This is a genomic window from Pseudomonas sp. HLT2-19-2, assembly GCF_054898005.1.
Map to the genome: position 1 here is coordinate 4,960,225 of NZ_CM142712.1, position 24,644 is coordinate 4,984,868.

20 protein-coding genes are annotated in these 24,644 nt (G+C 59.0%); 6 read left to right on the forward strand and 14 right to left on the reverse strand.

Translation table 11 applies throughout. From position 1 onward, the window contains the following. Positions 1-36: 36 nt before the first annotated feature. On the forward strand, positions 37-825 hold the full coding sequence (locus ACYZTU_RS23235) for an OmpA family protein (protein WP_461971134.1): 789 nt from the start codon (positions 37-39) through the stop codon (positions 823-825). A gap of 76 nt (positions 826-901) precedes the next feature. On the opposite strand, the gene ACYZTU_RS23240 is transcribed toward ACYZTU_RS23235, so the two are convergent. From ACYZTU_RS23240 to prfB, 7 genes are all read right to left on the reverse strand, one after another. Continuing rightward, a complete protein-coding gene (locus ACYZTU_RS23240; RefSeq protein ID WP_461965830.1) occupies positions 902-1,231 on the reverse strand; it encodes a hypothetical protein in 330 nt (109 codons plus the stop codon). Then, positions 1,228-2,142, reverse strand: a complete 915-nt coding sequence (locus tag ACYZTU_RS23245) for an alpha/beta hydrolase (protein ID WP_461965832.1) — start codon at positions 2,140-2,142, stop codon at positions 1,228-1,230. The genes ACYZTU_RS23240 and ACYZTU_RS23245 overlap by 4 nt, the downstream gene beginning before the upstream one ends. Before the next feature lie 42 nt (positions 2,143-2,184). Further along, positions 2,185-3,462 carry a flavohemoglobin expression-modulating QEGLA motif protein gene (locus tag ACYZTU_RS23250; protein ID WP_461965834.1) on the reverse strand — a complete coding sequence of 426 codons (1,278 nt, stop codon included), beginning with the start codon at positions 3,460-3,462 and terminating at the stop codon, positions 2,185-2,187. A gap of 36 nt (positions 3,463-3,498) precedes the next feature. Next, entirely contained in the window at positions 3,499-4,065 is a 567-nt protein-coding gene (locus ACYZTU_RS23255) for a hypothetical protein (RefSeq protein WP_461965836.1), read from the reverse strand. A gap of 39 nt (positions 4,066-4,104) precedes the next feature. Further along, a complete protein-coding gene (locus tag ACYZTU_RS23260; RefSeq protein WP_461971136.1) occupies positions 4,105-4,809 on the reverse strand; it encodes a TetR/AcrR family transcriptional regulator in 705 nt (234 codons plus the stop codon). A gap of 112 nt (positions 4,810-4,921) precedes the next feature. Then, positions 4,922-6,424 (reverse strand): lysine--tRNA ligase, encoded by a 1,503-nt coding sequence (gene lysS / locus ACYZTU_RS23265; protein ID WP_461965838.1) that lies wholly within the window; start codon positions 6,422-6,424, stop codon positions 4,922-4,924. 71 nt (positions 6,425-6,495) lie between these two features. Continuing rightward, positions 6,496-7,591, reverse strand: a protein-coding gene (gene prfB, locus ACYZTU_RS23270) for a peptide chain release factor 2 (protein ID WP_461965840.1) whose coding sequence is annotated in 2 segments (ribosomal slippage) — positions 6,496-7,518 and positions 7,520-7,591 — 1,095 coding nt in all. Because the reading frame shifts where the segments join, the coding sequence is not laid out codon by codon here. 252 nt (positions 7,592-7,843) lie between these two features. Here prfB and ACYZTU_RS23275 point away from each other — a divergent pair. From ACYZTU_RS23275 to ACYZTU_RS23295, 5 genes are all read left to right on the forward strand, one after another. Then, on the forward strand, positions 7,844-9,916 hold the full coding sequence (locus ACYZTU_RS23275) for a type VI secretion system Vgr family protein (protein WP_461965842.1): 2,073 nt from the start codon (positions 7,844-7,846) through the stop codon (positions 9,914-9,916). Next, a complete protein-coding gene (locus ACYZTU_RS23280) occupies positions 9,913-10,608 on the forward strand; it encodes a DUF4123 domain-containing protein (protein ID WP_461965844.1) in 696 nt (231 codons plus the stop codon). The genes ACYZTU_RS23275 and ACYZTU_RS23280 overlap by 4 nt, the downstream gene beginning before the upstream one ends. Before the next feature lie 275 nt (positions 10,609-10,883). Then, the gene (locus tag ACYZTU_RS23285; protein WP_461965846.1) at positions 10,884-14,339 is read left to right on the forward strand and encodes a toxin VasX; all 3,456 of its coding nucleotides are present in this window, start codon (positions 10,884-10,886) and stop codon (positions 14,337-14,339) included. Beyond that, complete coding sequence (locus ACYZTU_RS23290) at positions 14,336-15,397, forward strand: hypothetical protein (RefSeq protein ID WP_461965848.1); 1,062 nt, start codon at positions 14,336-14,338, stop codon at positions 15,395-15,397. Before ACYZTU_RS23285 ends, ACYZTU_RS23290 begins: the two co-directional genes overlap by 4 nt. Positions 15,398-15,425: 28 nt before the next feature. Further along, complete coding sequence (locus tag ACYZTU_RS23295; RefSeq protein ID WP_461965850.1) at positions 15,426-15,746, forward strand: hypothetical protein; 321 nt, start codon at positions 15,426-15,428, stop codon at positions 15,744-15,746. Between the two features lie 215 nt (positions 15,747-15,961). On the opposite strand, the gene ACYZTU_RS23300 is transcribed toward ACYZTU_RS23295, so the two are convergent. The 7 genes from ACYZTU_RS23300 to ACYZTU_RS23330 are packed head-to-tail and all read right to left on the reverse strand — an operon-like array spanning position 15,962 to position 24,410. Then, positions 15,962-16,963: a diguanylate cyclase domain-containing protein gene (locus ACYZTU_RS23300; RefSeq protein WP_461965852.1), complete on the reverse strand. Its 1,002-nt coding sequence runs from the start codon at positions 16,961-16,963 to the stop codon at positions 15,962-15,964. Between the two features lie 48 nt (positions 16,964-17,011). Then, the gene (cheB, locus tag ACYZTU_RS23305; protein ID WP_461965854.1) at positions 17,012-18,022 is read right to left on the reverse strand and encodes a chemotaxis-specific protein-glutamate methyltransferase CheB; all 1,011 of its coding nucleotides are present in this window, start codon (positions 18,020-18,022) and stop codon (positions 17,012-17,014) included. Beyond that, complete coding sequence (locus tag ACYZTU_RS23310) at positions 18,019-20,307, reverse strand: response regulator (protein ID WP_461965856.1); 2,289 nt, start codon at positions 20,305-20,307, stop codon at positions 18,019-18,021. The genes cheB and ACYZTU_RS23310 overlap by 4 nt, the downstream gene beginning before the upstream one ends. After that, positions 20,304-20,987, reverse strand: coding sequence for a chemotaxis protein CheW (locus ACYZTU_RS23315; RefSeq protein WP_461965858.1), 684 nt, complete (start codon positions 20,985-20,987; stop codon positions 20,304-20,306). The genes ACYZTU_RS23310 and ACYZTU_RS23315 overlap by 4 nt, the downstream gene beginning before the upstream one ends. Further along, entirely contained in the window at positions 20,984-22,255 is a 1,272-nt protein-coding gene (locus ACYZTU_RS23320) for a CheR family methyltransferase (protein ID WP_461965860.1), read from the reverse strand. The genes ACYZTU_RS23315 and ACYZTU_RS23320 overlap by 4 nt, the downstream gene beginning before the upstream one ends. Further along, positions 22,252-22,788: a chemotaxis protein CheW gene (locus ACYZTU_RS23325; RefSeq protein WP_461965862.1), complete on the reverse strand. Its 537-nt coding sequence runs from the start codon at positions 22,786-22,788 to the stop codon at positions 22,252-22,254. Before ACYZTU_RS23325 ends, ACYZTU_RS23320 begins: the two co-directional genes overlap by 4 nt. Then, positions 22,788-24,410 carry a methyl-accepting chemotaxis protein gene (locus tag ACYZTU_RS23330; protein WP_461965864.1) on the reverse strand — a complete coding sequence of 541 codons (1,623 nt, stop codon included), beginning with the start codon at positions 24,408-24,410 and terminating at the stop codon, positions 22,788-22,790. Before ACYZTU_RS23330 ends, ACYZTU_RS23325 begins: the two co-directional genes overlap by 1 nt. Positions 24,411-24,644: the final 234 nt, after the last annotated feature.

Sequence of the window (24,644 nt, forward strand, 5' to 3'; positions counted from 1 at the left end):
ACGTATTTCTTACTCGACTAAAAGGACGAAACCATGATGCGCAAACAATTGATGATCCCTGCCCTGCTGGCCGCAAGCGTTGCACTGGCCGCCTGCTCCACCCCGCCAAACGCGAACCTGGAACAGGCCCGTACCAACTACACCGGCCTGCAAACCAACCCGCAAGCCAGCAAAGTCGCGGCGCTGGAAACCAAAGAAGCCAGCGATTACCTGGGCAAGGCCGACAAGGCTTACATGGACAGAGAGGACCAGGCCAAGGTCGACCAACTGGCATACCTGACCAATCAACGTGTCGAAGTGGCGAAGCAGACCATCGCGCTGCGCACCGCTGAAGCCGATCTGAAAAATGCCTCTGCGCAACGTGCCCAGGCCCGTCTGGACGCGCGCGACTCGCAGATCAAGCAATTGCAAGACAGCCTGAACGCCAAGCAGACCGATCGCGGCACGCTGGTGACGTTCGGTGACGTGCTGTTCGCCACCAACAAGGCGGAGCTGAAGTCCAGCGGTCTGGTGAATATCAACAAACTGGCCCAGTTCCTTCAAGAAAACCCGGACCGTAAAGTGATTATCGAAGGCTACACCGACAGCACGGGTGCGCCGAACTACAACCAGTCGCTGTCCGAACGCCGTGCGACTTCCGTGCAAGTGGCCCTGATCAAGATGGGTGTAGATCCAGCGCGCATCGTGGCCCAGGGTTATGGCAAGGAATACCCGGTGGCCGAGAACACCAGCGTTTCGGGTCGTGCAATGAACCGTCGGGTGGAAGTGACCATTTCCAACGACAACCAGCCGGTGATCCCGCGTTCGGCTATTAGCTCGAACTAAGCTTCGTCTGCTGAAACACAAAAGCCCCGCCTGATCTGATCAGGCGGGGCTTTTGTTTTTAAGATCAAAAGGCGCGTTACGGTTGCAGTTTTTGCGGGGTTTCCTGACCTATACAGCGCACGGCTTTTTTCTTGTTGTTGACCAACACACCACTCAGGCCTTTCTGTTCGGTGTCGAACATCACCAGCACACCATCAATGCACTGCGCCACTTGAGCAGCCGGTTCCAGCGAGACTTTGTAGTCTTCGCCCGGAACAGTCTTGAGCAGGGTGAAGTCGCTGAGCAACAGCGCATCTTCGGGTTTGGCGAAGTGCAGGTAGCCGTAGAACCACAGGGCCCCGACAGTGCCGAGGATGCTGCAGATACCGGTGATGATCAGCGGGATGGCGTTACGTTCTTCACTCATTGCGGACTCTCTGGTGGTTCATCTTCAGAATTTTTCGGCGTCGGGTAATTCGGGACTTCACCCAGTCGGCGCAAACCGTTGAAATGCTGCGGGTCGTCGAGATAACGCAGCATGACTTTGCGCCAGACCGGGTCGGCGAACGTCTGCACATGCCCCCCACGGGTCAGTTGCAGCACTCGCGGCGGCGGCGCAGCTTGATACAGTCGGATGCCGTTGGAAAGGGGCACGATCGGATCGTCGATGCTGTGGTAGATCAGTTTAGGTACGCCGCCCAGCTGCGCCATGGAATTGATCGCGCTGTCGCCGTCCGGTACCAGCCAGGACAGCGGCACCTGAAACATCCAGGTCAGCCAGGAATGGCTCAGGGCAAATTGACCGATACTGCGGTAACTGGCGGGCACGCCATCGAGGACGAAGGCTTTGAGTTGTTTTTGGCGCTCGGGGTGTTGAACCAGGTAATGCACGGCCATCGAACCGCCGAGGCTTTGCCCCAAGAGGATCAATGGCTTGCCCTTGACCTCGGGCGCCTGATCGAGCCATTTGAACGCTGCGTCGATGTCCTGATAGATCGCTGGCAGCGTCGGTTCACCCTCGGACAAACCGTAACCGCGATAGTCCACCAGCAGCACTTGATAGCCTTCTTTGGGCAACCACCAACTCCCACCCAGATGCATGGGCAGATTGCCGCCGTTGCCGTGCAGATGCAGCACGGTGCCTTTGACCTCGACACCTTTTTTCGCCGGCAACCACCAGCCGTGCAGCTTGAGGCCGTCGGCGGTGATCAGGGTAACGTCGCGGAATTCGAGTTTGGCTTTTTCCGGGGTGAACAGCTGGCCGGGCTCGGGGTAGAACAACAAAGAGCTGCAACCGCCGAGGGTCAGAAGCAGGCAGAAAATGCCGAGGATTCTCATCCGTAGAAACCTCGCAGTGATGTGGGAACGATCAGTGTTTGCTCACAAAATGTTTGAGTAATCCGCTTCGATCCGGTCCAGGCTCAGGTGATTGAGGAAGTTGGAGAAGCACATCCACGCCGACAGCGCGTTCAGGTCACGGAACTGATCCGGAAGATACTTCGGTGCCACCACCAGCCCTTCATCCACCAACTGGCGCAAGGTCCGCATGTCTTCGAGCGTGGTCTTGCCACAAAACAGCAGCGGGATCTGCTCGAGTTTGCCTTTACGCACGGCCAACTGAATGTAGTTGTAAACCATGATAAAGCCCTTGAGGTAGGACAAGTCTTTGGTAAATGGCAGCCCATTGGGCACCGAGCCGCGGAAAACCCGGCTGGCATTGCCGTAGCTTTCAGCCATTTCGAAACCCTGCTCGCGGAAGAACTCGAAGATCTGCATAAAGTCCGCGCCCTCTTCCACCATGTGGATGGCGCGGGTGCGGTTGGTCAGTTTACGCAGACGACTCGGGTAAGAGGCGAAGGTGATGATTTCCATCAGGATCGCCAGGCCTTCCTGAGTCACCGTCGACGACGGCGGACCTTTGGAGAGGAAGGTGCAGATCGGCTGGTTCAGACCATTGAGCGTGGTGCCCACATGCACCAACCCTTCGTGGACTTCCAGAGCGCGAACGTCACGCTCGTTGAACATCGCGTCGGCGCGAATCTTGATGTAGTCGGCGCCGGCCGCCGCATCGGCGACGATCCCGTCGGACTCGAACACCCGAATGGTTTCTTCGGCCTCGCCAAACACCTTGTTCAATCGATGTTGCAGCTGGCTGACGGCCTCCTTGGCGGTGAGGGTTTTCGGTTCGTCCTTCAGATCGCCACGGCCGTCGATGTTGTTCAGGTAATCGGAGAGCATCAGCCCCAAGTCGGCCAGGGTCGGGTCGCCGGCGTGGAACGCGTCGGACGCGGCGCCGTACAACTCCTGGGAAATCAGCCCGAAATCCTCGGTGCCGCGCGCTTCGAGCATGCGCACCACCATCCGGTATTCCTTGCACATGCGGCGCATGATCTGGCCGACCGGGCTGAACTGACCCAACTGACGGGTGATGTCGCGCTCGATGTTTTGGAATTCCAGTTTCACTTTGCTGGAGTCAAAAGACAGCGGCCGACTGAGGTAATAGTCACGGTCCACGGCCGGCATTTCCTTGCCCTTGGCCTTGAGGAAACCCTTGCGGATGCTGTCGTCCCACTTGACCGCATCGAGGACGCGAATCGGCGTCTGCGCCAGCACAATGCGATCGGACAAAATGCGTATCGTCTGCTGGTAATCGTCCACCCGAAACTCCTGTAGAAAAACCGTTAGGTGCTGGCTTTATTTAACTTTAGCTTTGGCTTTGGCCAGACGCTGATAGCGCACCGCCTCAACGAAGACATCGGAATTGGCCGGGTCGTCGAGGTAGGCGAACACCTGGTCCAGGTTGTTGTTGATCAATACGCCGTCGCCATCGCCGGTCTGGAAGCCTTTGCCACTCAGGACTTTCTGCCCCAGGGCCTGGTTGATCTGATCGAGGTCGAGGTTGTAGACCACCAGTTCGTGCTTATCGGTGAGTTCGAAACCAGCGATGGTGTAATGCCCACCGAACTGCGCTGGTACCTTCGCCGACAGGTACCAGCGACTGCCATGGCGGGTCACCGTGAAGGGGTAGGCTTCGCGTTCCATGGGTTTAGCCTTGAAGTAGCTGACCGCCTGGTAGTGATTATCGCCCAGGCGCGTCAGCTCCAGATTCAGCGGCTCGCCCCAGGCATTGGTGCTGGTCCATTTGCCGAGCAACCCTTTGGGCGCGGGTTCACTCGAGGGCAGCGGCTCCTTGAAGGTCACCAGACAGCCACTGAGCAGCAGGATCGACAAGGCGATCACAACGACACGCCAGGCTTTCATTCAACACTCCCTCATCACACGCAACAACTGGCTTTCTTCCTATACCGACGCCAATACCAAATGCATGTAGCGGGTCAGGATGCCGAGCATTTCTGCTTCGGCCCCAGGCTCGGCGTCGTTGAGCAGGCCCTGATATTCCATCCGTCCGATAATCGCCGTCAACACTTTGGCATCCTGTTGTGGCTCGCGGGAACCCAACACCTCGAAAAAATGGCAAGTGCCTTGAAGAAGAATCTGCTGATGCGAGCGCACCAACATCGCCAGACGCGGGTTCAACAAAGCCTCCTGACGGAACGCCTGCTCGGCCATCAAGTGTTCGCGACGGTTGTGTAATTGGCGCTGCACATAATCGGCGGTCAGACGCGCAATCTCGTCAGCCAGCTGTGAACGGGCTTCAGGGCTGCCATCGCCATAAGCAACCATTTCACGCAGCAAGCCTTCGTTGCTGGCCCACAACTTGGCCATGAACGCCGCGCTGCGTTCCACGTATTGGGCAAAGGTATCGGTGAGCAGATCATCGATATCCTTGAAATAGTAAGTGGTGGCTGACAGCGGCACACCGGCCTCGGCAGCCACCGCGCGATGACGCACAGCCCGTACGCCATCGCGCACGACAATGCGCATCGCCGCATCGAGAATGTCCTGTCGACGCTGCTCGCTGCCCTGTCGGCTGGCCTTGCGGCCCTGGTACTGAACACTTTCAGCGACCGCAGTGGCGACGTCCGCTGCACCCTCTTGAGCAATTGCACGGTTCACGACAGGTATTCCTCTCTACTTCAAAGTAACCAATTGATACATTTGTACCAGACAGGCAATAAAAAGCCGCCTGTTTTAGGCGGCTTTTTAGTTGAAACATTTACGCTTGCGGCCGCATGTGCGGGAACAGGATCACGTCGCGGATCGACGGGGAGTTGGTCAGCAGCATCACCAGACGGTCGATGCCAATACCTTCACCGGCGGTTGGCGGCATGCCGTACTCCAGCGCGCGAACGAAGTCGGCGTCGTAGTGCATGGCTTCGTCATCGCCGGCATCCTTGTCGGCCACCTGAGCCATGAAGCGCTCGGCCTGGTCTTCCGCGTCGTTCAACTCGGAGTAGGCGTTGGCGATTTCGCGGCCACCGATGAACAGTTCGAAACGGTCGGTGACGTTCGGGTTCTCGTCGTTACGACGGGCCAGCGGCGACACTTCGAACGGGTACTGAGTGATGAAGTGCGGCTGCTCCAGCTTGTGCTCGACCAGCTCTTCGAAAATCATCACCTGCAGTTTGCCCAGACCTTCGAATCCCAGCACCTTGGCGCCGGCCTTCTTGGCGATGGCGCGGGCCTTGTCGATGTCGGTCAGGTCGTCAGCGGTCAGCTCAGGGTTGTACTTGAGGATCGAGTCGAACACCGACAGACGCACGAACGGTTCGCCGAAGTGGAACACTTTGTCGCCGTAAGGCACGTCGGTGCTGCCCAGAACCAGCTGAGCCAGTTCGCGGAACAGTTCTTCGGTCAGGTCCATGTTGTCTTCATAGTCGGCGTAAGCCTGGTAGAACTCCAACATGGTGAATTCAGGGTTGTGACGCGTCGAAACGCCTTCGTTACGGAAGTTGCGGTTGATCTCGAAGACTTTCTCAAAGCCGCCAACAACGAGGCGCTTGAGGTACAGCTCCGGCGCGATACGCAGGAACATTTCCATATCCAGCGCATTGTGGTGAGTCTCGAACGGCTTGGCCGCAGCACCACCGGGGATGGTTTGCAGCATCGGCGTTTCGACTTCAAGGAAGTCACGCTGCATCAGGAAGCTGCGGATGTGCGCAATCACTTGCGAACGAACGCGGAAGGTCTGGCGCACGTCTTCGTTGACGATCAGGTCAACGTAACGCTGGCGATAGCGCTGCTCGGTGTCGGACAGGCCGTGGTGCTTGTCCGGCAACGGGCGCAGGGACTTGGTCAGCAGGCGCACGCTGGTCATTTCGACGTACAGGTCGCCCTTGCCGGAACGCGCCAAGGTGCCTTCAGCGGCAATGATGTCGCCCAGGTCCCAGGTTTTCACCGCGGCCAGGGTTTCTTCGGACAGGGTTTTACGGTTGACGTAAACCTGAATCCGCCCGGACATGTCCTGGATCACCATGAACGAACCACGGTTGAGCATGAGACGACCGGCAACCTTGACCGGGATTGCAGCCTCTGCGAGCTCTTCCTTGGTCTTGTCCGCGTACTGTTTCTGCAAGTCTTCGCAGTAGTTGTCGCGGCGGAAGTCGTTCGGGAAGGCATTGCCCTTGGCGCGCTCGGCAGCCAGCTTTTCCTTGCGCAGGGCGATCAGGGAGTTTTCTTCCTGTTGCAGGGCTTGCGGGTCGAGTTCTAGGTCGCTCATGTCTTTAAAAATTCCATCACAGGTTCGTTGCCCCCACTGGTGGCAGGGGACTTAAGGTCTTGACTGGCGGTTTACAGCCCTTGTTTCAGGCTGGCCACCAGGTATTCGTCAATGTCGCCGTCGAGCACCTTGTCGCAGTCACTGCGTTCGACGTTAGTGCGCAGATCCTTGATCCGCGACTGGTCGAGCACGTAAGAGCGAATCTGGTGACCCCAGCCGATGTCCGACTTGGTGTCTTCCAGGGCTTGCGAGGCGGCGTTGCGTTTCTGCACTTCCTGCTCGTACAAGCGCGCCCGCAACATTTTCATCGCGGTGTCTTTGTTGGCGTGCTGGGAGCGTTCGTTCTGGCAACTGACCACAGTGTTGGACGGTACGTGCGTAATACGTACGGCCGAGTCGGTGGTGTTTACGTGCTGACCACCGGCACCGGAGGAGCGGTAGGTGTCGATGCGCAGGTCCGACGGGTTGATGTCGATTTCGATGTTGTCATCGATTTCCGGCGACACGAACACGGCCGAGAACGAGGTGTGGCGACGGTTACCGGAGTCGTACGGGCTCTTGCGCACCAGACGGTGCACGCCGATTTCGGTACGCAACCAGCCAAAAGCGTATTCGCCCTTGATGTGGATCGTGGCGCCCTTGACCCCGGCGACTTCACCGGCCGACAGCTCCATGATGGTTGCGACGAAACCGCGTTTGTCGGCCCAGCGCAGGTACATGCGCAGCAGGATGTTGGCCCAGTCCTGAGCCTCGGTCCCGCCTGAGCCGGCCTGGATGTCCAGGTAGGCGTTGTTGGCGTCCATCTCACCGCTGAACATGCGACGGAATTCAAGTTTTTCCAGGGACTCGCGCAGACGCTCGACTTCGGCAGCGACGTCATCGACGGCAGCCTGGTCTTCTTCTTCGGCGGACATCAGCAGCAGGTCTTTGGCGTCGGCCAGGCCGGTGTTCATTTCGTCGAGGGTTTCGACGATCTGAGCCAGCAGGGACCGCTCGCGGCCCAGCTCCTGAGCGTACGTCGGGTTGCTCCAGACATTCGGATCTTCGAGCTCGCGATTGACTTCAGTCAGACGCTCATGCTTTTGATCGTAGTCAAAGATACCCCCGAATAGTTTCGGAGCGCTCGGACAGGTCCTTGATACTGTTAAGGATCGGGTTGATTTCCATGGCGGGCAGCACTCGTTGGCGAACTTTTGAAAGCCGGCGAGTATAACGTAATCAGGCTGTCACGGCAGCCCGCCTGGCGGACTGAATGCCGTCCAATTCCGTTTTGACAGCCTCAAATGAAGGAAACCTCTCTAAGAAAAATCCCAACCATCAAAAGTACTCTTCCTACAACAGAAACAGACTTGCCCTGCATCAAACCTGCATTCACTCATTCACAGTCCCGCCCATCTAAATCAGCACAAGGGATGTGTGATGTTCAGCCCTGCCAACCAAGCCTCTTTCCTCCTGGACATCGAGGGTTTTACACACGACCTGCAAGTCCTTGAGTTCACCGGCAAAGAAGCCATCAGTCAACCCTTCCGCTTCGATCTGAAACTGGTCAGCGAACGTCCCGACCTGGATCTGGAAAGCCTTCTACATCGCCCGGCATTCCTCGACTTTGATCGCTATGGCACTGGAATTCATGGCCAGGTTTACAGCGTCGGTCAGGGCGACGCAGGCAAGCGTCTAACTCAGTATCAGCTCAGCCTGATGCCAAGCCTTGCCTATTTGGGCCACCGTTTCGACCAGAAAATATTTCAGAAACTGAGCGTGCCGCAGATCATCGCCCAGGTACTGGACGCCCACGGCATCCTCGGCGATGGCGATGGCTATCGCTTTGCCCTCGGCGCGGATTACCGCCCACGGGACTATTGCGTCCAGTACGGCGAGAGTTGTCTGCATTTCCTGCAGCGACTCTGCGAAGAAGAAGGCCTGCATTACCACTTTGAGCACAGCCGCGAGAGGCATGTGCTGGTGTTCGGCGAAGATCAAACGGTATTCCCCAGACTCCACCGCCCCACCGCTTACCTGCAAGACAGCGGACTGGTCGCCGATAAGCCGGTAATCAACGCCTTCACCCTCGCGCTGGAAACCCGCCCCACTGGCGTAACTCGCCGCGACTACGACTTCGAGAAGCCTTTACTGCAATTGGAGAGTGCCGCGAAAGACCCTTCGCCGCTGCGACTTGAAGATTACGGCTTTCCCGGCCATTTCACCGACCGAGAACACGGCAAGCACCGCGCCCGACGAGCACTTGGACGGCACCGCAGCGATTATCGGCAAGCCACTGGACGCAGCGATCAGCCGATGCTGCTCAGTGGCCATTTCCTGCCCCTGACCGACCACCCGCGCCAGGAATGGAATGATTTGTGGTTGCTGACCGAAGTCATCCATACCGGCAAACAACCGCAAGTGCTGCAAGAGTCGATCACCATTGCCTCAAGCGGCGAGTTCTCTCAGGGCTACCGCAATACTTTTCTCGCCACACCGTGGGACGTGCCCTTCAGACCTGCGCTCGACCACCCCAAAGCCACCATCAACGGCTATCAGCATGCCGTGGTCTGCGGCCCGCCCGGCGAAGAAATCCATTGCGACGAATACGGCCGCGTACGTGTTCAGTTTCCTTGGGACCGTGACGGCGACCACAACGATCACTCCAGTTGCTGGGTGCGTGTCGCCAGCGGCTGGGCTCACGACCGTTATGGCAGCGTGCTGATCCCCCGCGTCGGCATGGAAGTGATCGTCGGCTTCTATCAGGGCGACCCGGACAAACCGTTGATCGTCGCCTGCCTGTCCAATGGCGCCAATTGCCCCCCGCTCGACCTCCCCGCCGATAAAACCCGCAGCACCTTCAGGACCCAAAGCAGCCCTGGCGGAGAAGGTTTCAACGAGCTGCGCATCGAAGATCGCAAGGGGGCCGAGGAAATTTCCATCCGCGCCCAACGCGATTATGCACAACACGTGTTGAACGACGAGCGTGTGCAAGTCGACAACCAGCGCAGCATCGTGGTCGGGGGCAACGCCCGCCATGAACTGCGCGCCGAAGAACAGCACATCACCCACGGCAACCGGCGGACTGAAATCAGACAGGATGACCATCTCACGGTGCATGGCAACTGTCATATTCGCGCCACCAGCCATCGGTTGAGCGCTCAACAGCAGGTCCACGTCAGTGCCGGCCAAAACATCGTCATTGATGGCGGCGCCAGCGCCACGATTCAGGCCGGCGGCATGTGGATCACGATCAATGGCGCAGGGATTTTCAGCAGTGTGCCCATTGAAGTGGGCGGTACGCCGATGCCACTCATGGCGGCCGCACCGGTGGCGCTCGACGCGAGCGAACCACCACTACCCGAAACGGTTTCAACCGCGCTACTCAAACAACTACTCGGCGACGAAGCATTGATTGAACTCTGCCAGATGCCCAGCGGTGGTACGCCGATGGACTGCCCGCTGAGCGACTGCCAATGCCGCAAAGCCTTGGGCTACGGAGATCGTTCATGAATATCTGGATGCTGCTGGAGCGCCCCGCCGCGCAGCTCAAAACCCTGTACAGCATGGCGACCCATCCCGACACACAGATGCTGTTCGCCGGCACCCCACTAAGCAGTTTCGCCGAGCAAAGCCCTCTGCTGGTCAGGCTGAACAACCAGCCAACGCTCAACCAGGCGATCGAGCAAAACCCCGCTGAATGGCCAGGGCTGCTGATCGAAAGTACCTGCGACACGCCATTGGTACTCGCTCATTTGCGACAGATTCTAATCGTCAAGTTCGACCAGCAACGCAAAGGTGTCCTGCGCTACAGCAACCCGACCGTCGCCAGCTATTTTTTTGGCGCCTGTTCGGCGCAAGACCTCAGCCTGTGGCTGGGTCCAATCGATCGTCTGCGCTGGTTCGGTGCGACCTGGGCCACCCAAGCGACAGGTGAAGCCGGCTGGCAGCAGTTGAACAACCTCCACGCGACAGACTGGCGAATAGAACGGACAAGCGGGGCGATGTTCCTGAGCGCCGCCCAGGAAGAAGCCTTGACGCGCCAGCGCAACGAACAGTTTCTCTTTAACTGGTGGCAGCAACATCCACAGCACTCATTTGTGCATGCCAATCAACTGATGGAACAAGCGCTGACCCAGGGCATCGATGAAAGTGACGCCATCAGCGAATTCCTGAGCGTCCACTGCACGCAGGCTCAGTCATGAAGCAGCTCGGGAGGTTGACCGATGGCCCCGGCTGCGAGCGCGACAAGCTGATTGTTCAGGTCATTGGCACCGCTCATTCAAAAAGCCAGCGACTGGTGATGTTCGATCAGTCGGGCCTCGAAGCACTCCAAGCCCTGACCGATGAGGTGGTGTGCGAAACCGAGCGTTCGAACGACGTCCACAGCGAGCTGTTTGTGTGGGATTGGTCCGCACAGCTCAAGCATCAATTGTGGCTGGAAATCGCCACCATCCAAGGGCCGCCCATTCGTCTGCCGTTGCTGGAGGACGTGCGTGTCACCCCGCGTCAACTGGAAGCCCAGTGGAATCAGATCGTACCGATCTTGCCTTTCGCCGCGCTGCCCGGGACTCGAAGCCACTATGACCTCGGCACGCCGGTACTGTGTCGTAGCGGCTACGTGTATGTGTTTTACCGCGATCACCTCTGGCGTGAACTGGAAGTGCAGCAGGACGGCGAACTCACGACTTACCGCGACATCGACCTGCAGGCGTATCGCCAGAATCACGAATTGAGCGGCGATTACCGGCAGGCGGGCGGTGTCGATCTCAGTGACATCTGGCTGCCCGCCACCTGGAACCATCAACCTGCTGAAACCGTGCAACTGTGTTTCAGCGACATCCAGCTCAGCGCTGCACGCCTCAAATGCCTCGAGGAAGACCCGGCGTTGCGCGCCCAGCGCTGTCAGAGCCCCGCGTTGCAATGCGACAGCCACACGTTCGAACGACTTTTTGACCAGCAGCCCGATGGGCAGGCGATGCTGGAGGCCTTCAGTCGCTTCAATGCGTGGGATGCACAAACGTCCGATACCGCGACTAAAGCCAGCATCACCTGGCGCAACCTGGCCGAGCGCGCCTTTCCGCTCAGCCAGATTGCCCCACAACGAGCACGTCAAAGCGGTTTCGAATATGTGCTGGAGCATCCGGGGCGTTACGTGTGCGACCTCTCGGGACAATTCGCTGCGCAACGCAACGCCGAAGCCAAGGGCTGCCTTGATCAGTGGGAGCAAGGCGCCACACCTTCTTTACCTGCAACCTTCGAAAGCAGCGCCTGGGCCGATTGCCTCGCCACGCTGTTGGATCAACTGCGAGGAAAAACACCGACCGCCGATGAAGCGGATCTCTGGCAACCCCAGCCCACCGTCGTCGATGTGCTGGATGCGGCTCGCCAACGGCGCTTATGTGGCGTACTGCTTGAAGACCCTCGTTACCGCTTGCGGCATCTGGTTTCACAGATCCAGCAGCAACAGCAATTGCTGACGCTGTATGCCGAACGCGCCAGCCTTCACCCACACCATGCCAGCGCCGTAATGGTCCAGCAACTGATCGTGCCGGCCGCCCTCGGCGGCCAGAAAAACCCGCTGCATGCCTGTTTCGACAAAGTGAAGGAGGCCGGCCGCCGTGACATCAACCGCTTCACCGCCACCGCAGAACGCGCCCTGCTCTGGCAACAACTGAACATGGCGCAGACGCTACTTGCCGAGTGCCTGCAACAACCGGTCACGCAGCAAACCCTGGCCGATCATTTGAGCCTGGAAGGCTTTGACTACCTCGCCGCGCTGTTCGCCGTCAGCCAGACCTTCGCGGCCCTCGCCACCGTGCCCGCGCAACGCGATCCGCTGGCCAGCAATGGCGACGTCACCAACGCGATGACTGGTTTGAGCCTCTACAGTCCGCAGGCCAGCGTCGGCCAGACATTGCTCAACGACATCGCCCACGACCCGGCGCACCCGCTGCACGTGATGCTCTGGCCCGCCGTCAATGACGCGGAACTGGGCGCGCCTTATTTGCCGCCCACCGAGAAAACACTTAACGAGGGCGATGGGCGGTTGCGCGCCGAACACCTCGCGGTATTCGAAAGCGATCCGGGACCTTACTACCCACAGGTCGAACACCTCGACGGCCACTTGCTAGAAGGCCTATTGGCCAGCGGCAGCCTGAACAGCACACTCACCGGCCAATCGAAAGCGGCGGTCGGGACCCTGATAGGTATCTACGAAAACCTTGCAGGCGCACTCGAAACTGCCAGCAGCGCGGTGAACAAACCGTCCGGGCCACACACCACCCACGCCGCACCCACGAGCGCCTATCTGCACGGGCTCGGCGTGGGACTTTTGCGCAGCGTGATGCCCAAGACTTTTGGTGAAATGCACTTCATCAATCGTCGTGATGCCGACCCGCAGCGCTATCACCTCTTTGGCCTGTCCGACGTGCCGTCCGGCGAGCAGCGGCCACGACGGGTTATTGGTGAGTATTTGAATGCCCGGGGCGAGCCGTTGAAGGTGGGGGATATTGATGCGTTCGAGACACCGGGCGTCCCTCGCACAGGTAATTACAAACTGCTGGCGATGCCGGTGGACCATCCGACGGTGCGCAATCTTAGTGCGCTGAACCAGCGGATTAATGTGGTGCATAAAGAAGATGTGGAAGCGCGGGGGACGGACAACGCCAGAGTGAAAAGTGCGTTGCAGCGGGGAGTGGATGAGCATGTCGAGTTGGCTAACAGCCGGGTTTATCGGGTGCTGGGCTCGTTGCCGTTTGCGGTGGGGGTTTTGATGTTGGAGGTTTGGAATGTGCGTATGGAGTGGGCAGGTAGAGAGCAAGTCCGGAGAGAAAAAGGACAATATAGATCTCAGCTAGCTGTAGTTGCCGCAGGACTAGATCTAGCTATCGCGCTGGAGATGTTGACGGTAAAACTTTCCGGTACCCAGTCTGTTTTGGTGGTGGGTCGCAAGGTTATTTTCATTATTTCAAATGAGACTGCGAAAGCTTTAGGTTCTCTAGGCAAACGCTTAGCAAAGGAATTTACCGGGCGAATCCTTGCTCAAATTGGTTCTGGGCTGTTTCTTACGGCCATTTGCCTTACAGATGCCTGGTATGCGTGGACATGGGGCGATGACGCCAGTCGGGCTTATCTGATGATGGCAGTGGGCGGCGCTATCAGCGCTCTCAGCAATCTGGTCATTAGTACCGTCACCTTTCTGGGACTGGGTCCGGCAGGTTGGGTAGCGCTGATATTGATCGTGATCGGTGCAGGACTGGCTTGGTGGCTGACCGACAAGCCCATCGAAGAATGGCTGGTCAATGGCCCTTTCGGCACTCAAGTTCATTCAGACAATGCGCACCTGCTGGATCCGCAACGCGGCTTCTACTACCTGATCAGTTTGTTTGCTGACATTCGTATCAACATTGGTATCAACCCTGAATTCATACCCAATGCCAAACATGACGTTCATGCCAAAACACCTTTTCAAGTTACTTCGTCCAATACCTGCATTCGCATCGAAAGTAACTTACCAGGCTTAATTTCAAACCTGGGCACACTCAATATCAATGCTCACTGCCGACTCAATACATTCGAAGTCAAAGGCGGGCGCATCAAAAGTGAAACCGTGCCGTTCAAAAAACTGATTAATAGTCAACTCGTCTTACCCAAAGCGCAAAGGCTGATACCGCAGGGCCTGGAACTGCTTTTCGAAACCCCACCCAATTACGCCTTTGATTTGGTCACAGGATCATCGGGCATCTCACACCAATGGCAAGTTAGAGCTCAGTGCGTACTGGAACAACAAAATCAACGTTGGCACTTTCCTGCGCCACCGCCAAAGGACGGCACGCCATTTGATGAAACCCACAAAAAACCAAACTTCGACAGCGAAGGCAAACTTTACTGGGCAGACGAAATGACGAATAAATCACGAGACAGTAACAAATGACCATCGAATCGCATTACTCCGAGACTGCCTATGGGGCGAGCGAGGTACCTCAGCAAAAATGTTCGACTGAACGTCCGTGGATCATGCGTTTTGCTAAGGTCAGGTTGCCTTGGGGCAATGCGGATGACATATGTCCGACCAGCTTTCTTGATAAAAACTCACCGAACAACCTTCGCTTCTGGGAGAAATTCAATAAAGAACGCGAAGAGCAAAAAACCACAGGAACCTATTCATCGAGCCCATTCGAACATATTGATTTTCATATAAGGGATGACCACGAACGCTTTAGATATGCCCTTCTCCCCGCGAGCTCCCACTTCTGGATGTACATGCTAGGAGGGGGACGTTTTTTGTTTTTCCTTTTTCTTGCCATCACATTTTTCATTTTCATGGCTGAACTTCTAGATACCAAAAAAATATTACTCAACGTTATATCCGACTACTCCGCGACTCTCTTTACTTTTTTGGGAATCCCTTTAGTGTGTTGGTTGGCTGGCACTGTGGTAATAAAATTCTTCCAAAGCCTCTGGATAAAACCCTCCCGAGGTCCCATCTGGGAACTCAACCGCCGTACCGGCCTGGTCACCGTCTTCGACTACAAAAACAACGGTGAATACAAAAAGAACGGCACCATCGGCGAACTCACCGCGCCGTTCTACGAGTTCGACGCCTACATCGCCACTTCCCCGGACAGTCAGGGCATGCCGATGAACGTGCTCTACCTCGCCCATCGCTACCGCAACATCATGATCAACTTCGGTGCGCTGGTCTGCCCCGGCCCTGACACGCAACAACCCTGCGCCCTATGGGATTTCATCCAGAACTACATGGACGTCAGCCGCCCCCTGCCAGACCTGCCCCAATACGAGGAATACCGCCACCTCGACCCCACCACCGCCGAACACGACCGCCTCACCGGTCGCAACCCGCGTTACTGGATCGACATGGACGATGCGACGTTCAAGCACGTCATCGCCGAGATGCACCACCGCGTCGACACCATCGACACGTTTGAGCGACCGAACTTGATGTCGAGATATGTGACGTATGTCGATTGATCAGCCACCACCCGAGAACGGGGCGCAGATGTTCACTGATAAGCCGGATGCGCCAGCAAGCGCTAACGACTACGCAATCATCCGAGTTCGTCACAAAAAGTCGGGAGCAATGGCTTGGCGGGTATCGTTGTACCGGGAAGGCGTCATCAAGGTACACAAGGAATTTACGTTCATTAGCCATGGAGGTGAGCATCCAGCGCGTGCCGCTGCCAATCAGTTTCGCAATGAACAGATGCTCCGTTTCCCACCACCACTGAGCTGCATTATCCGTAACAAGATGCGCGCCAATAACACCAGTGGCCTGGCGGGAGTTCACGCCAGACAAACTATCGGCCGGAATGGGTCGTGAGTTTTAATTAAAGGAAAGGGGCGGCAAACACTAAACCTGTGGCGAGGGGGCTTGCCGGAACGCCGCATCGCGCCGTTTGGCTGCGAAGGAGTCGTGAAACCTGATTGCAGGGTATGAATGAGAGAATGCAAGGGGACCGCTACGCGACCCAACGGGGGCAAGCCCCATCGCTACAGTGTTTGTGCCAGGCTTGGGAGCTTCACTGAATCCGAAGACTACTCGATGCCCACCTGATTACGCCCATTGTTCTTCGCCAAATACAGCCCCTTGTCCGCCGCCGAGATCAATTGCCGGCAATCGCTCCCCGGTTGCGGGGTGATAGTCGACAAACCGATGCTGATGGTCAAACTCGAACCTTCGGCCGGGAAAATGTGCGGGATCTTCAGCGCCGAAACGGTCTGGCGGAGCTTTTCCGCGACCAGCCGCGCGCCGCCCGGCGAAGTATTGGGCAGCACCAGAACGAACTCTTCACCGCCGTAACGGGCCGGTAGGTCCGAAGGCCGCGCACCGGCATCACGAATCGCCGTGGCCACTTTGCGCAAGGCTTCATCGCCTTCAAGGTGGCCGAAGCTGTCGTTGAAGGACTTGAAGTAGTCGACATCGATCATCAGCAGCGACAGTTGGGTCTGGTCACGCTGCGAGCGGCGCCACTCCAGCTCCAGGTATTCGTCGAAATGCCGGCGGTTCGACAGCCCGGTCAGGCCGTCGGAGTTCATCAAGCGTTGCAGCACCAGATTGGTGTCGAGCAACTGCTGCTGGCTGACCCGCAACGCGCGGTACGCCGCGTCACGCTGCAGCAAGGTCATGAAGGAGCGCGAGTGGTAGCGAATGCGCGCCACCAGTTCGATGTTGTCCGGCAGCTTGACCAGATAATCATTGGCCCCGGCCGCAAACGCCGCGCTCTTGATCAGCGGGTCTTCCTTGGTCGACAGGACAATGATCGGGATGTCCTTGGTCGCCGGATGATTGCGGTACTCGCGCACCAGGCTCAAGCCGTCAAGACCCGGCATCACCAGATCCTGGAGGATCACCGTGGGTTTGATGCGGATCGCATGGGCGATGGCCTGGTGGGGGTCGGAGCAGAAGTGGAAGTCGATATTGTCTTCGTTCGACAACCCGCGGCGCACCGCCTCGCCGATCATCGCCTGATCGTCTACCAACAACACCATGGCGGCGTTTTCGTCGGTTTTGAAGTCATCAAGCTGTAAATCATTCATAGGCAGTCACCTGAGTACTACTTGGGCCAGGATTGCTGTGAAAGTTCTTCATTTGGGGAATATCTCCAGCAATCGTGGCGCTATCTTGTCCAGTGGGCGAATTTCCATCGCGGCATCGATGGCCGCTGCCGCCTTCGGCATTCCGTACACCGCACTGCTGTTTTGATCCTGAGCGATGGTCAGGTAGCCCTGTTGGCGCATGAGTTTAAGCCCCTGCGCGCCATCACGTCCCATGCCGGTGAGCAAAACACCCACGGCATCGCCATCCCAGTAATTGGCCACGCTCTCGAAGAACACATCGATCGAGGGTCGGTAGATCTCGTTGACCGGGTCGGCGGTGTAGGCCAGCGTACCGTTTTTCAACAAGCGAATATGGTGGTTGGTACCCGCCAGCAGCACCGTGCCGCTTTGCGGCTGCTCACCTTCCTCGGCCAGGCGCACGTTCAGGCCGCTGGCGCTGCTGAGCCATTCGGCCATACCAGCGGCGAATACCTGGTCAACATGCTGCACCAGCACGATGGCCGCCGAAAATTCTCGCGGCAGCCCCTTGAGCAAGACTTCCAACGCGGCCGGCCCACCTGCCGATGAGCCGATCGCTACCAGACGCTGGCGCGAGACCGAACTGCGAAGCGGGCTCGGAGCCGATCGCTCCCGATTGCCCTTGTCTCCGATCAGCCAACCGATGTTCACGATCTTGCGCAGTAACGGCGCCGCCGCCTCTTGGGCATTGCCGGCACCGAGGGCCGGCGTATCGACCACATCCAGCGCTCCGTGGCCCATGGCCTCGAACACCCGATGCACGTTCTGCTGACGGTCAACCGTGACAATGACTATTGCGCACGGCGTATCAGCCATGATCCGCCGGGTCGCCTCCACGCCATCCATCACCGGCATGATCAGGTCCATCAGGATCAGGTCTGGCGTGTTTTCGGCACAACGTTGCACCGCCTCGGCCCCATTGCTGGCGACCCAAACCACCACGTGCGCCGGCTCGAACGCCAGGGCGCGGCGCAGGACCTCCACCGCCATGGGCATGTCGTTGACGATTGCGATTTTCATGCCCGCGCTCCTCCAATGAGCTCAACCACCGCGTCAAGCAGGGCGTCGTCATGAAAACTGGCTTTGGCTAGATAATAGTCGGCTCCAGCGTCCAATCCACGACGACGGTCCTCTTCACGATCTTTGTAAGACACCACCATAACCGGAAGCGATTGCAGGCGATTGTCCCGGCGCAATAGAGACACCAGTTCAATGCCATCCATGCGCGGCATATCAATGTCGGTGATCAGCAGATCGAAATCCTCCGAACGCAAAGCGTTCCAGCCATCCATACCGTCCACCGCCACCGCCACGTCGTAGCCGCGATTGAGTAACAACTTGCGTTGCAGCTCGCGCACGGTCAGCGAATCGTCGACCACCAAAATCCGTTTTCGAGCAGCTTCAACCGCCTGACTACCCTGACGGGCAATGCGCTCAAGACGCCCGGTATTGAGCAGTTTGTCCACCGAACGCAGCATGTCTTCGACGTCGACGATCAGCACCACCGAACCGTCGTCGAGCAAGGCCCCGGCGGAAATGTCCTGCACCTTGCCCAGGCGCTCGTCCAGCGGTAGTACGACCAACGTCCGCTCGCCGATAAAACGCTCGACCGCCACGCCGTAAATCGCCTCGCGCTCGCGAATCACCACGACTTTGAGGGTTTGCTGACTGTTCTGGCTCGCCGGACGCTGCAACAGCTGACTGGCCGCGACCAGCCCGACATGCCGGCCTTCGTGCCAGAAATGCTGACGGCCTTCGACCTGGACGATGTCCGCCGGCTGCAGATCGCACATCCGTTCAATGTGGGCCAGCGGGAAGGCATACGCCTCGTCACCGACTTCCACCACCAGACTGCGCACCACCGATAGGGTCAGCGGCACTTCGAGATGGAAGCGACTGCCCTCGCCCGCCGCCTGCTCCAGCACGACCGCGCCGCGTAACTGGCGGACCATGTGCTGAACCGCATCCAGACCGACGCCGCGCCCGGAGACCTCGGTGACCGTGTCGCGCAAGCTGAAACCCGGTAGAAACAGGAAGGTCAGCAGCTCTTCTTCACTCAACTGCGCGGCGGTTTCGGCCGGGGACAATTGGCGTTCGATGATGCTGCGGCGGACCTTTTCCAGATCGACGCCATTGCCGTCATCGCTCAACTCCAGCACCAACAGACCGGCCTGATGGGATGCGCGTAAACGGATCAGGCCTTCAGCGGGTTTGCCCGCCAATAGTCGTAGCTCCGGCGATTCGATGCCGTGATCCACTGCATTGCGCAGCAAGTGGGTCAGCGGCGCTTCAAGCTTCTTCAGCACGTCGCGATCGACCTGGGTTTTCTCGCCCTCGATCTCCAGTCTCACCTGTTTGCCGAGGCTGCGACCGAGGTCGCGGACCATACGCTCTTGCCCGGCCAACACATCGGCAAACGGCCGCATGCGGCAGGCCAGCGCGGTGTCGTACAACACTTGCGCCCGCTGACTGGCCTGCCAGGCGAACTCGTCCAGCTCGGCGTTTTTCTCTACCAGCAATTGCTGGGATTCAGCCAGCAATCGGCGGGCATCGTCGAGGGCTTCCTGGGCCTCCAGGCTCAAGGCGTGATCCTTGAGGTGGACGTTGAGGTTTTCCAGTGCCCGCAGGCCATTGTTTTGCATGCGCTTTAGGCGTTGCATGGTGGCCAGGTGCGGTTTGAGCCGCAGGGTTTCCACCAGGGATTTGCTCGACAGATCGAGCAGGCTGTTCAGGCGTTCGGCCGTGACTCGCAGCACCCGTTCGCCGTTTTCGGTGGTGCGCCTGGTCTTGCGCGGCGGCTCTGCGCAGGGCAGTTCGGCGACCAGGATTGGCGTCTCGACCTTGGGTGCTGGTGATTGGAGCTGAAGCTCCGCCATCACTGGGACGACGGGTGCAGTGACCGGTGCGGGTGCCGCCATCGGATCAAGCAACTGCGCCATCAAGGCCACATGGGCCTCGATATCCGCACGTTCAGGATTGTTGTTCGGCGTCGCAATGCGCATCAGCAAATCGGTGCCTTGCAACAACGCATCGATGTGCTCGGGCCGCAGGTACAGGCGCCCTTCCTGGGCGCTGACCAGACAATCCTCCATCACATGCGCAACGCTGACCCCGGCATCGACGCCGACGATGCGCGCCGCGCCCTTGAGCGAGTGCGCCGCGCGCATGCACGATTCGAGGTGACCGGCCTGGGTCGGGTCGCGTTCCAGCGCCAAAAGACCCGCGCTCAGCACCTGGGTCTGGGCCTCGGCTTCCAGGCTGAACAGCTCCAGCAAAGAGGCGTCACGCATTTGCTCGGGGGTCATGTAAGGCTCCGGGTCACGGCGGACAGCAACTGTTCTTCATCCAGCCAACGCAGGCTGCGACCTTTGAATTGCAACACGCCACGGGTGTATTTGGCGCTGGCCTGAGTGCCGGAGCGAGACGCCGCCTCGAGGAGGTGTTCGTCGATGGCGTGAATCCCGTCCACTTCATCCACCGGCACCACCACCGGCCCGCCGTGGGCGGCGATGATCAGCATCCGCGGCATGACCCGCGCGCCGGACGCCACGCTGCTGGCGCCGTCGAGCCCCAGCAGCTCCACCAGCGACAGGCACGCCACCAGAGCGCCGCGCACATTCGCCACGCCGAGCAAGGCCCGGGAGCGCTGGTGCGGCAAGGAGTGAATCGCTTGCAGCGGCGCCACTTCCACCAGGCTGCGGGTGGCCAGGCCCAGCCATTCTTCGCCGAGACGGAACATCAACAACGATCGGGTTTTCACCTCGCTCTCGACTGCGCTGGAGACTTGCCCGCGGTCTTCCTGCTGCAACGCGTAGCGGTCGAGCAAGCGCGTCGCGGCAGCCGAATACACCGCGCAATTGCGACAGTGAATGTGATCGCTCAGCAGTGGGCAGGACTTGTCGCCGTGGATACCGATGCGGTTCCAGCAGTCGTCAATGGCCTGGGCATCTACATGGGTGAGGCTAAAGGTGTCGGCGGCGTTCATCGTTTACGCTCACTGTCAGCGGCGCGCTCACTGCGGGCGGCGCGGTCCTGCAATCGTCTGGCACCCGCCGTGTCGCCCAACGATTGCAGCAACGCCGCCAGGTGCATCAACGCGTCGGGATGTTGCGGTTCGAGGTACAACGCCTTGCGATAAAAACCCTGGGCCTCCAGAACTCTGCCGGCGACGTCGCTGAGCAAGCCCAGCCAGTAAAAGACCTGGGCTACTGGCTCGTGACTGCGCAAATAGCTATCGCACGCGGCGCGGGCTTCGGCGCTTTTGCCTTCGTTGGCCAGCGCGGCAATGTTCGCCAGCAGCGCGGCGGCGTCCGGGTTGGCGGTTGTCGTCGCGGCAGGTAACGGCGTCACCGTTGCGAAGGGCCGACTGCGAACGGGCGGCGGCGTCACGCTGCGCACCGGTTGGCGTACGGGCAGAGGCGTCGGAACGAAAGCCGCAATGGGCGCAGGCTCTGGTGTGCTCTGACGACTGAACGCAAAGGACTGTGGGATGCCGATCGAACGCATGCCGAAACGGCCGAGCAAACTGCCCTCGGCCGGACCGATAAACAGCACGCCGTCGACATGGGTCAGGCGCTTGAGCACTTCGAATACTTGCTGCTGGGTCGGTTGATCAAAATAGATCAGCAGGTTGCGGCAAAACACAAAGTCATAAGGCGGCTCGTTGGCCAGCAACGTCGGATCCAGCAGATTGCCGACCTGCAAACGCACTTGTTCAAGCACCCGCCCGCTGAGGCGATAGCCCTCGTCTTCGGCGGTGAAATGCCGATCGCGAAACGCGATGTCCTGACCACGGAACGAATTCTTGCCGTACAGTGCGCACCGGGCTTTTTCCACCGACAACGGGCTGACGTCCATGCCTTCGACCTTGAACTGGTGCGGCTGGAACCCGGCATCAAGCAACGCCATGGCGATGGAATACGGTTCTTCACCCGTGGAACAGGGCAGGCTGAGAATCCGCAACGCGCGCATGTTGTTGATGTCGCTCAGACGCCTGGCAGCCAGTTTCGCCAGGGTGGCGAAGGATTCCGGGTAACGGAAAAACCAGGTTTCAGGGACGATCACCGCTTCGATCAGCGCCTGCTGCTCGTCCCGCGAACCCTGCAAGGTGTGCCAATACTCATCGGCCGTCAGCGCGTTGGACGCCGTGCTGCGCTGACGCACCGCACGCTCGATGATCGCCGACCCCACCGAGGTCACGTCGAGACCGATGCGCTCTTTGAGGAAATCGAAAAACCGCTGATCGCTGCTCATGGCTGCTCCTCAAACAGCGCCAAGTCCAGTGGCGTCGACGGAAACAGCAGCGCGCGAACCCGCTCATCCAGCAGATCAGCGACCCGCACCCATTGCAGCAAACCTTGAGCATCTTCGCGCACCGGCCCCAGGTACGGCGCCTGGCGATTGTCCAAGCCATAAGGCTGAAAATCCGCCGGGTTGCAGCGCAAGGTATCGGTGGCCTGCTCCAGAATCAGCCCGAGCAATTGCGCCTCAGTGGCTTCATCCGGGCGGTAATTGACCAGCACCAAGCGCGTGCTGGTGCGGGCCTGGGCCGGTTGGCCGAAGGTCAGCGCACTGAGGTCGATCACCGGCACCACCGCGCCGCGATAGGCGAACACCCCGACGACCCAGTCCGGCGCGCGGGGAATTGGCTTCAACGGCAGGCGCGGCAGCACTTCCGCCACCTCGATGGCCTGCAAGGCAAAGCGCTCGTTGCCGATGCGGAACACCAGAAACAATGATTGCAGCGCCGGCTTCACGGCGGTGCGTTTGGCCGTGAGTTCGCTCATCAGACTTTGAATCGCGAAACGCCGCTACGTAGCCCTACGGCCACCTGGCTCAGTTCATCGATGGCGAAACTGGCCTGGCGCAGGGACTCGACGGTCTGGCTGCTGGCATCGCCCAACTGCACCAGCGCGTGGTTGATCTGTTCGGCGCCCGTGGCCTGGGCCTGCATGCCTTCGTTGACCATCAACACCCGTGGCGCCAGCGCCTGAACCTGATGAATGATCTGCGACAACTGCTCGCCGACCTGCTGCACCTCGGACATGCCGCGGCGCACCTCTTCGGAGAACTTGTCCATGCCCATGACCCCGGCCGATACCGCCGACTGGATCTCGCGCACCATCTGCTCGATGTCGTACGTGGCGACGGCGGTCTGGTCCGCCAGACGCCGCACTTCGGTGGCGACCACGGCAAAACCGCGGCCGTATTCACCGGCTTTTTCGGCCTCGATGGCAGCGTTGAGGGACAGGAGATTGGTCTGGTCGGCGACCTTGACGATGGTCACCACCACCTGGTTGATGTTGCCGGCCTTCTCATTGAGGATTGCCAGTTTGGCGTTGACCAGATCGGCCGCGCCCATCACCGAATGCATGGTCTCTTCCATGCGCGCCAAGCCCTGTTGGCCGGAACCGGCGAGCACCGAGGCCTGATCGGCGGCGGTGGACACTTCAGTCATCGTGCGCACCAGATCCCGCGAGGTGGCGGCAATCTCACGGGACGTTGCGCCGATTTCGGTGGTGGTGGCAGCGGTTTCAGTGGCGGTCGCTTGCTGTTGCTTGGAGGTGGCAGCGATCTCGGTTACCGAGGTGGTGACCTGCACTGAGGAGCGCTGAGCCTGAGACACCAGGGACGTCAGCTCGGCCATCATGTCGTTGAAGCCGGTTTCCACGGCGCCGAATTCGTCCTTGCGCGCAAGGTTCAGGCGGTTGCTGAGATCACCGGTGCGCATGACGTCGAGAATTTCGACGATCCGGTTCATCGGCGCCATGATCGCGCGCATCAGCAGCAGACCGCAGAGGCTGGCGGCCAGCACCGCGACCAGCAGGGAAATGCCCATGATGACTTTCGCGGTGACCACGGCGTCATCGATGTTCGCGATGCCCTGGTCGGCCACCGCTTTGTTGTCGCGGATGATGTCATTGAGTTTCATGCGACCGGCGGTCCATGTCGGGGTCAGTTGCTCGTTGAACATCTTGATGGCTTCGGCTTCCTGATTGCGCTTATGCAAATCGAGCACGGCAGCCAGCACCTTGTTGTAATTCTCATGAAGTTTTTCAAAAACGGCGTACTCGACCTTGTCTTCATCCCTGATGACGGTGCCTTGGTAGTTTCTCATCTGCTCTTGCAGACGCACCTCAAAGTTTTTGAAGCTTTCGGCCTCTTCCGCACTGAAGTCCTGCCCCGCCTTGAAGCCCAGCATTTCCTGGGTGCGAACATAAGTGTCGACCCAGGCGCTGCGAACCATCGAGCTGTAATACAACCCGGGAAGCGCGTCTTCACGGACGCTGGCTTCGCTGATTTCGATCTTCAACAGCCGGGAATACGAGACGACGACCATCAGCAACATGATGGCGATAATCACCGCAAAGCTCGCCAAGATGCGTTGGCGCAACGTCCAGTTCTTCACAGTCAGTCCTCGGGGGGCGGTTCAAATGTTGCGGAGTATAGCTGAGGGTGGTGTTTCATTTGTATGACGGGTGCGCACCACGTCTCATCCCTGTGCAAATCGCTGAAATACCTGCGCGGCGAAGGCTTGTGTCGTTTCGGAGCACGCTGTTGTGATGCAAAAAAAATCGCAGGCTCCGCCAGTGCCTACTGGTCGATGTAGGCATCGGCGAAACCTGCGATTTTTTTAGGACAA

Coding starts and splice junctions, on each gene's coding strand:
- ACYZTU_RS23295 (WP_461965850.1), top strand. CDS start 15,426: ATGTTCACTGATAAGCCGGATGCGCCAGCAAGCGCTAACGACTACGCA.
- ACYZTU_RS23255 (WP_461965836.1), bottom strand. CDS start 4,065: ATGAAAGCCTGGCGTGTCGTTGTGATCGCCTTGTCGATCCTGCTGCTC.
- ACYZTU_RS23240 (WP_461965830.1), bottom strand. CDS start 1,231: ATGAGTGAAGAACGTAACGCCATCCCGCTGATCATCACCGGTATCTGC.
- ACYZTU_RS23235 (WP_461971134.1), top strand. CDS start 37: ATGCGCAAACAATTGATGATCCCTGCCCTGCTGGCCGCAAGCGTTGCA.
- ACYZTU_RS23315 (WP_461965858.1), bottom strand. CDS start 20,987: ATGAACGCCGCCGACACCTTTAGCCTCACCCATGTAGATGCCCAGGCC.
- ACYZTU_RS23280 (WP_461965844.1), top strand. CDS start 9,913: ATGAATATCTGGATGCTGCTGGAGCGCCCCGCCGCGCAGCTCAAAACC.
- ACYZTU_RS23245 (WP_461965832.1), bottom strand. CDS start 2,142: ATGAGAATCCTCGGCATTTTCTGCCTGCTTCTGACCCTCGGCGGTTGC.
- ACYZTU_RS23310 (WP_461965856.1), bottom strand. CDS start 20,307: ATGACCCCCGAGCAAATGCGTGACGCCTCTTTGCTGGAGCTGTTCAGC.
- ACYZTU_RS23325 (WP_461965862.1), bottom strand. CDS start 22,788: ATGAGCGAACTCACGGCCAAACGCACCGCCGTGAAGCCGGCGCTGCAA.
- ACYZTU_RS23275 (WP_461965842.1), top strand. CDS start 7,844: ATGTTCAGCCCTGCCAACCAAGCCTCTTTCCTCCTGGACATCGAGGGT.
- cheB (WP_461965854.1), bottom strand. CDS start 18,022: ATGAAAATCGCAATCGTCAACGACATGCCCATGGCGGTGGAGGTCCTG.
- ACYZTU_RS23290 (WP_461965848.1), top strand. CDS start 14,336: ATGACCATCGAATCGCATTACTCCGAGACTGCCTATGGGGCGAGCGAG.
- ACYZTU_RS23300 (WP_461965852.1), bottom strand. CDS start 16,963: ATGAATGATTTACAGCTTGATGACTTCAAAACCGACGAAAACGCCGCC.
- lysS (WP_461965838.1), bottom strand. CDS start 6,424: ATGAGCGACCTAGAACTCGACCCGCAAGCCCTGCAACAGGAAGAAAAC.
- ACYZTU_RS23320 (WP_461965860.1), bottom strand. CDS start 22,255: ATGAGCAGCGATCAGCGGTTTTTCGATTTCCTCAAAGAGCGCATCGGT.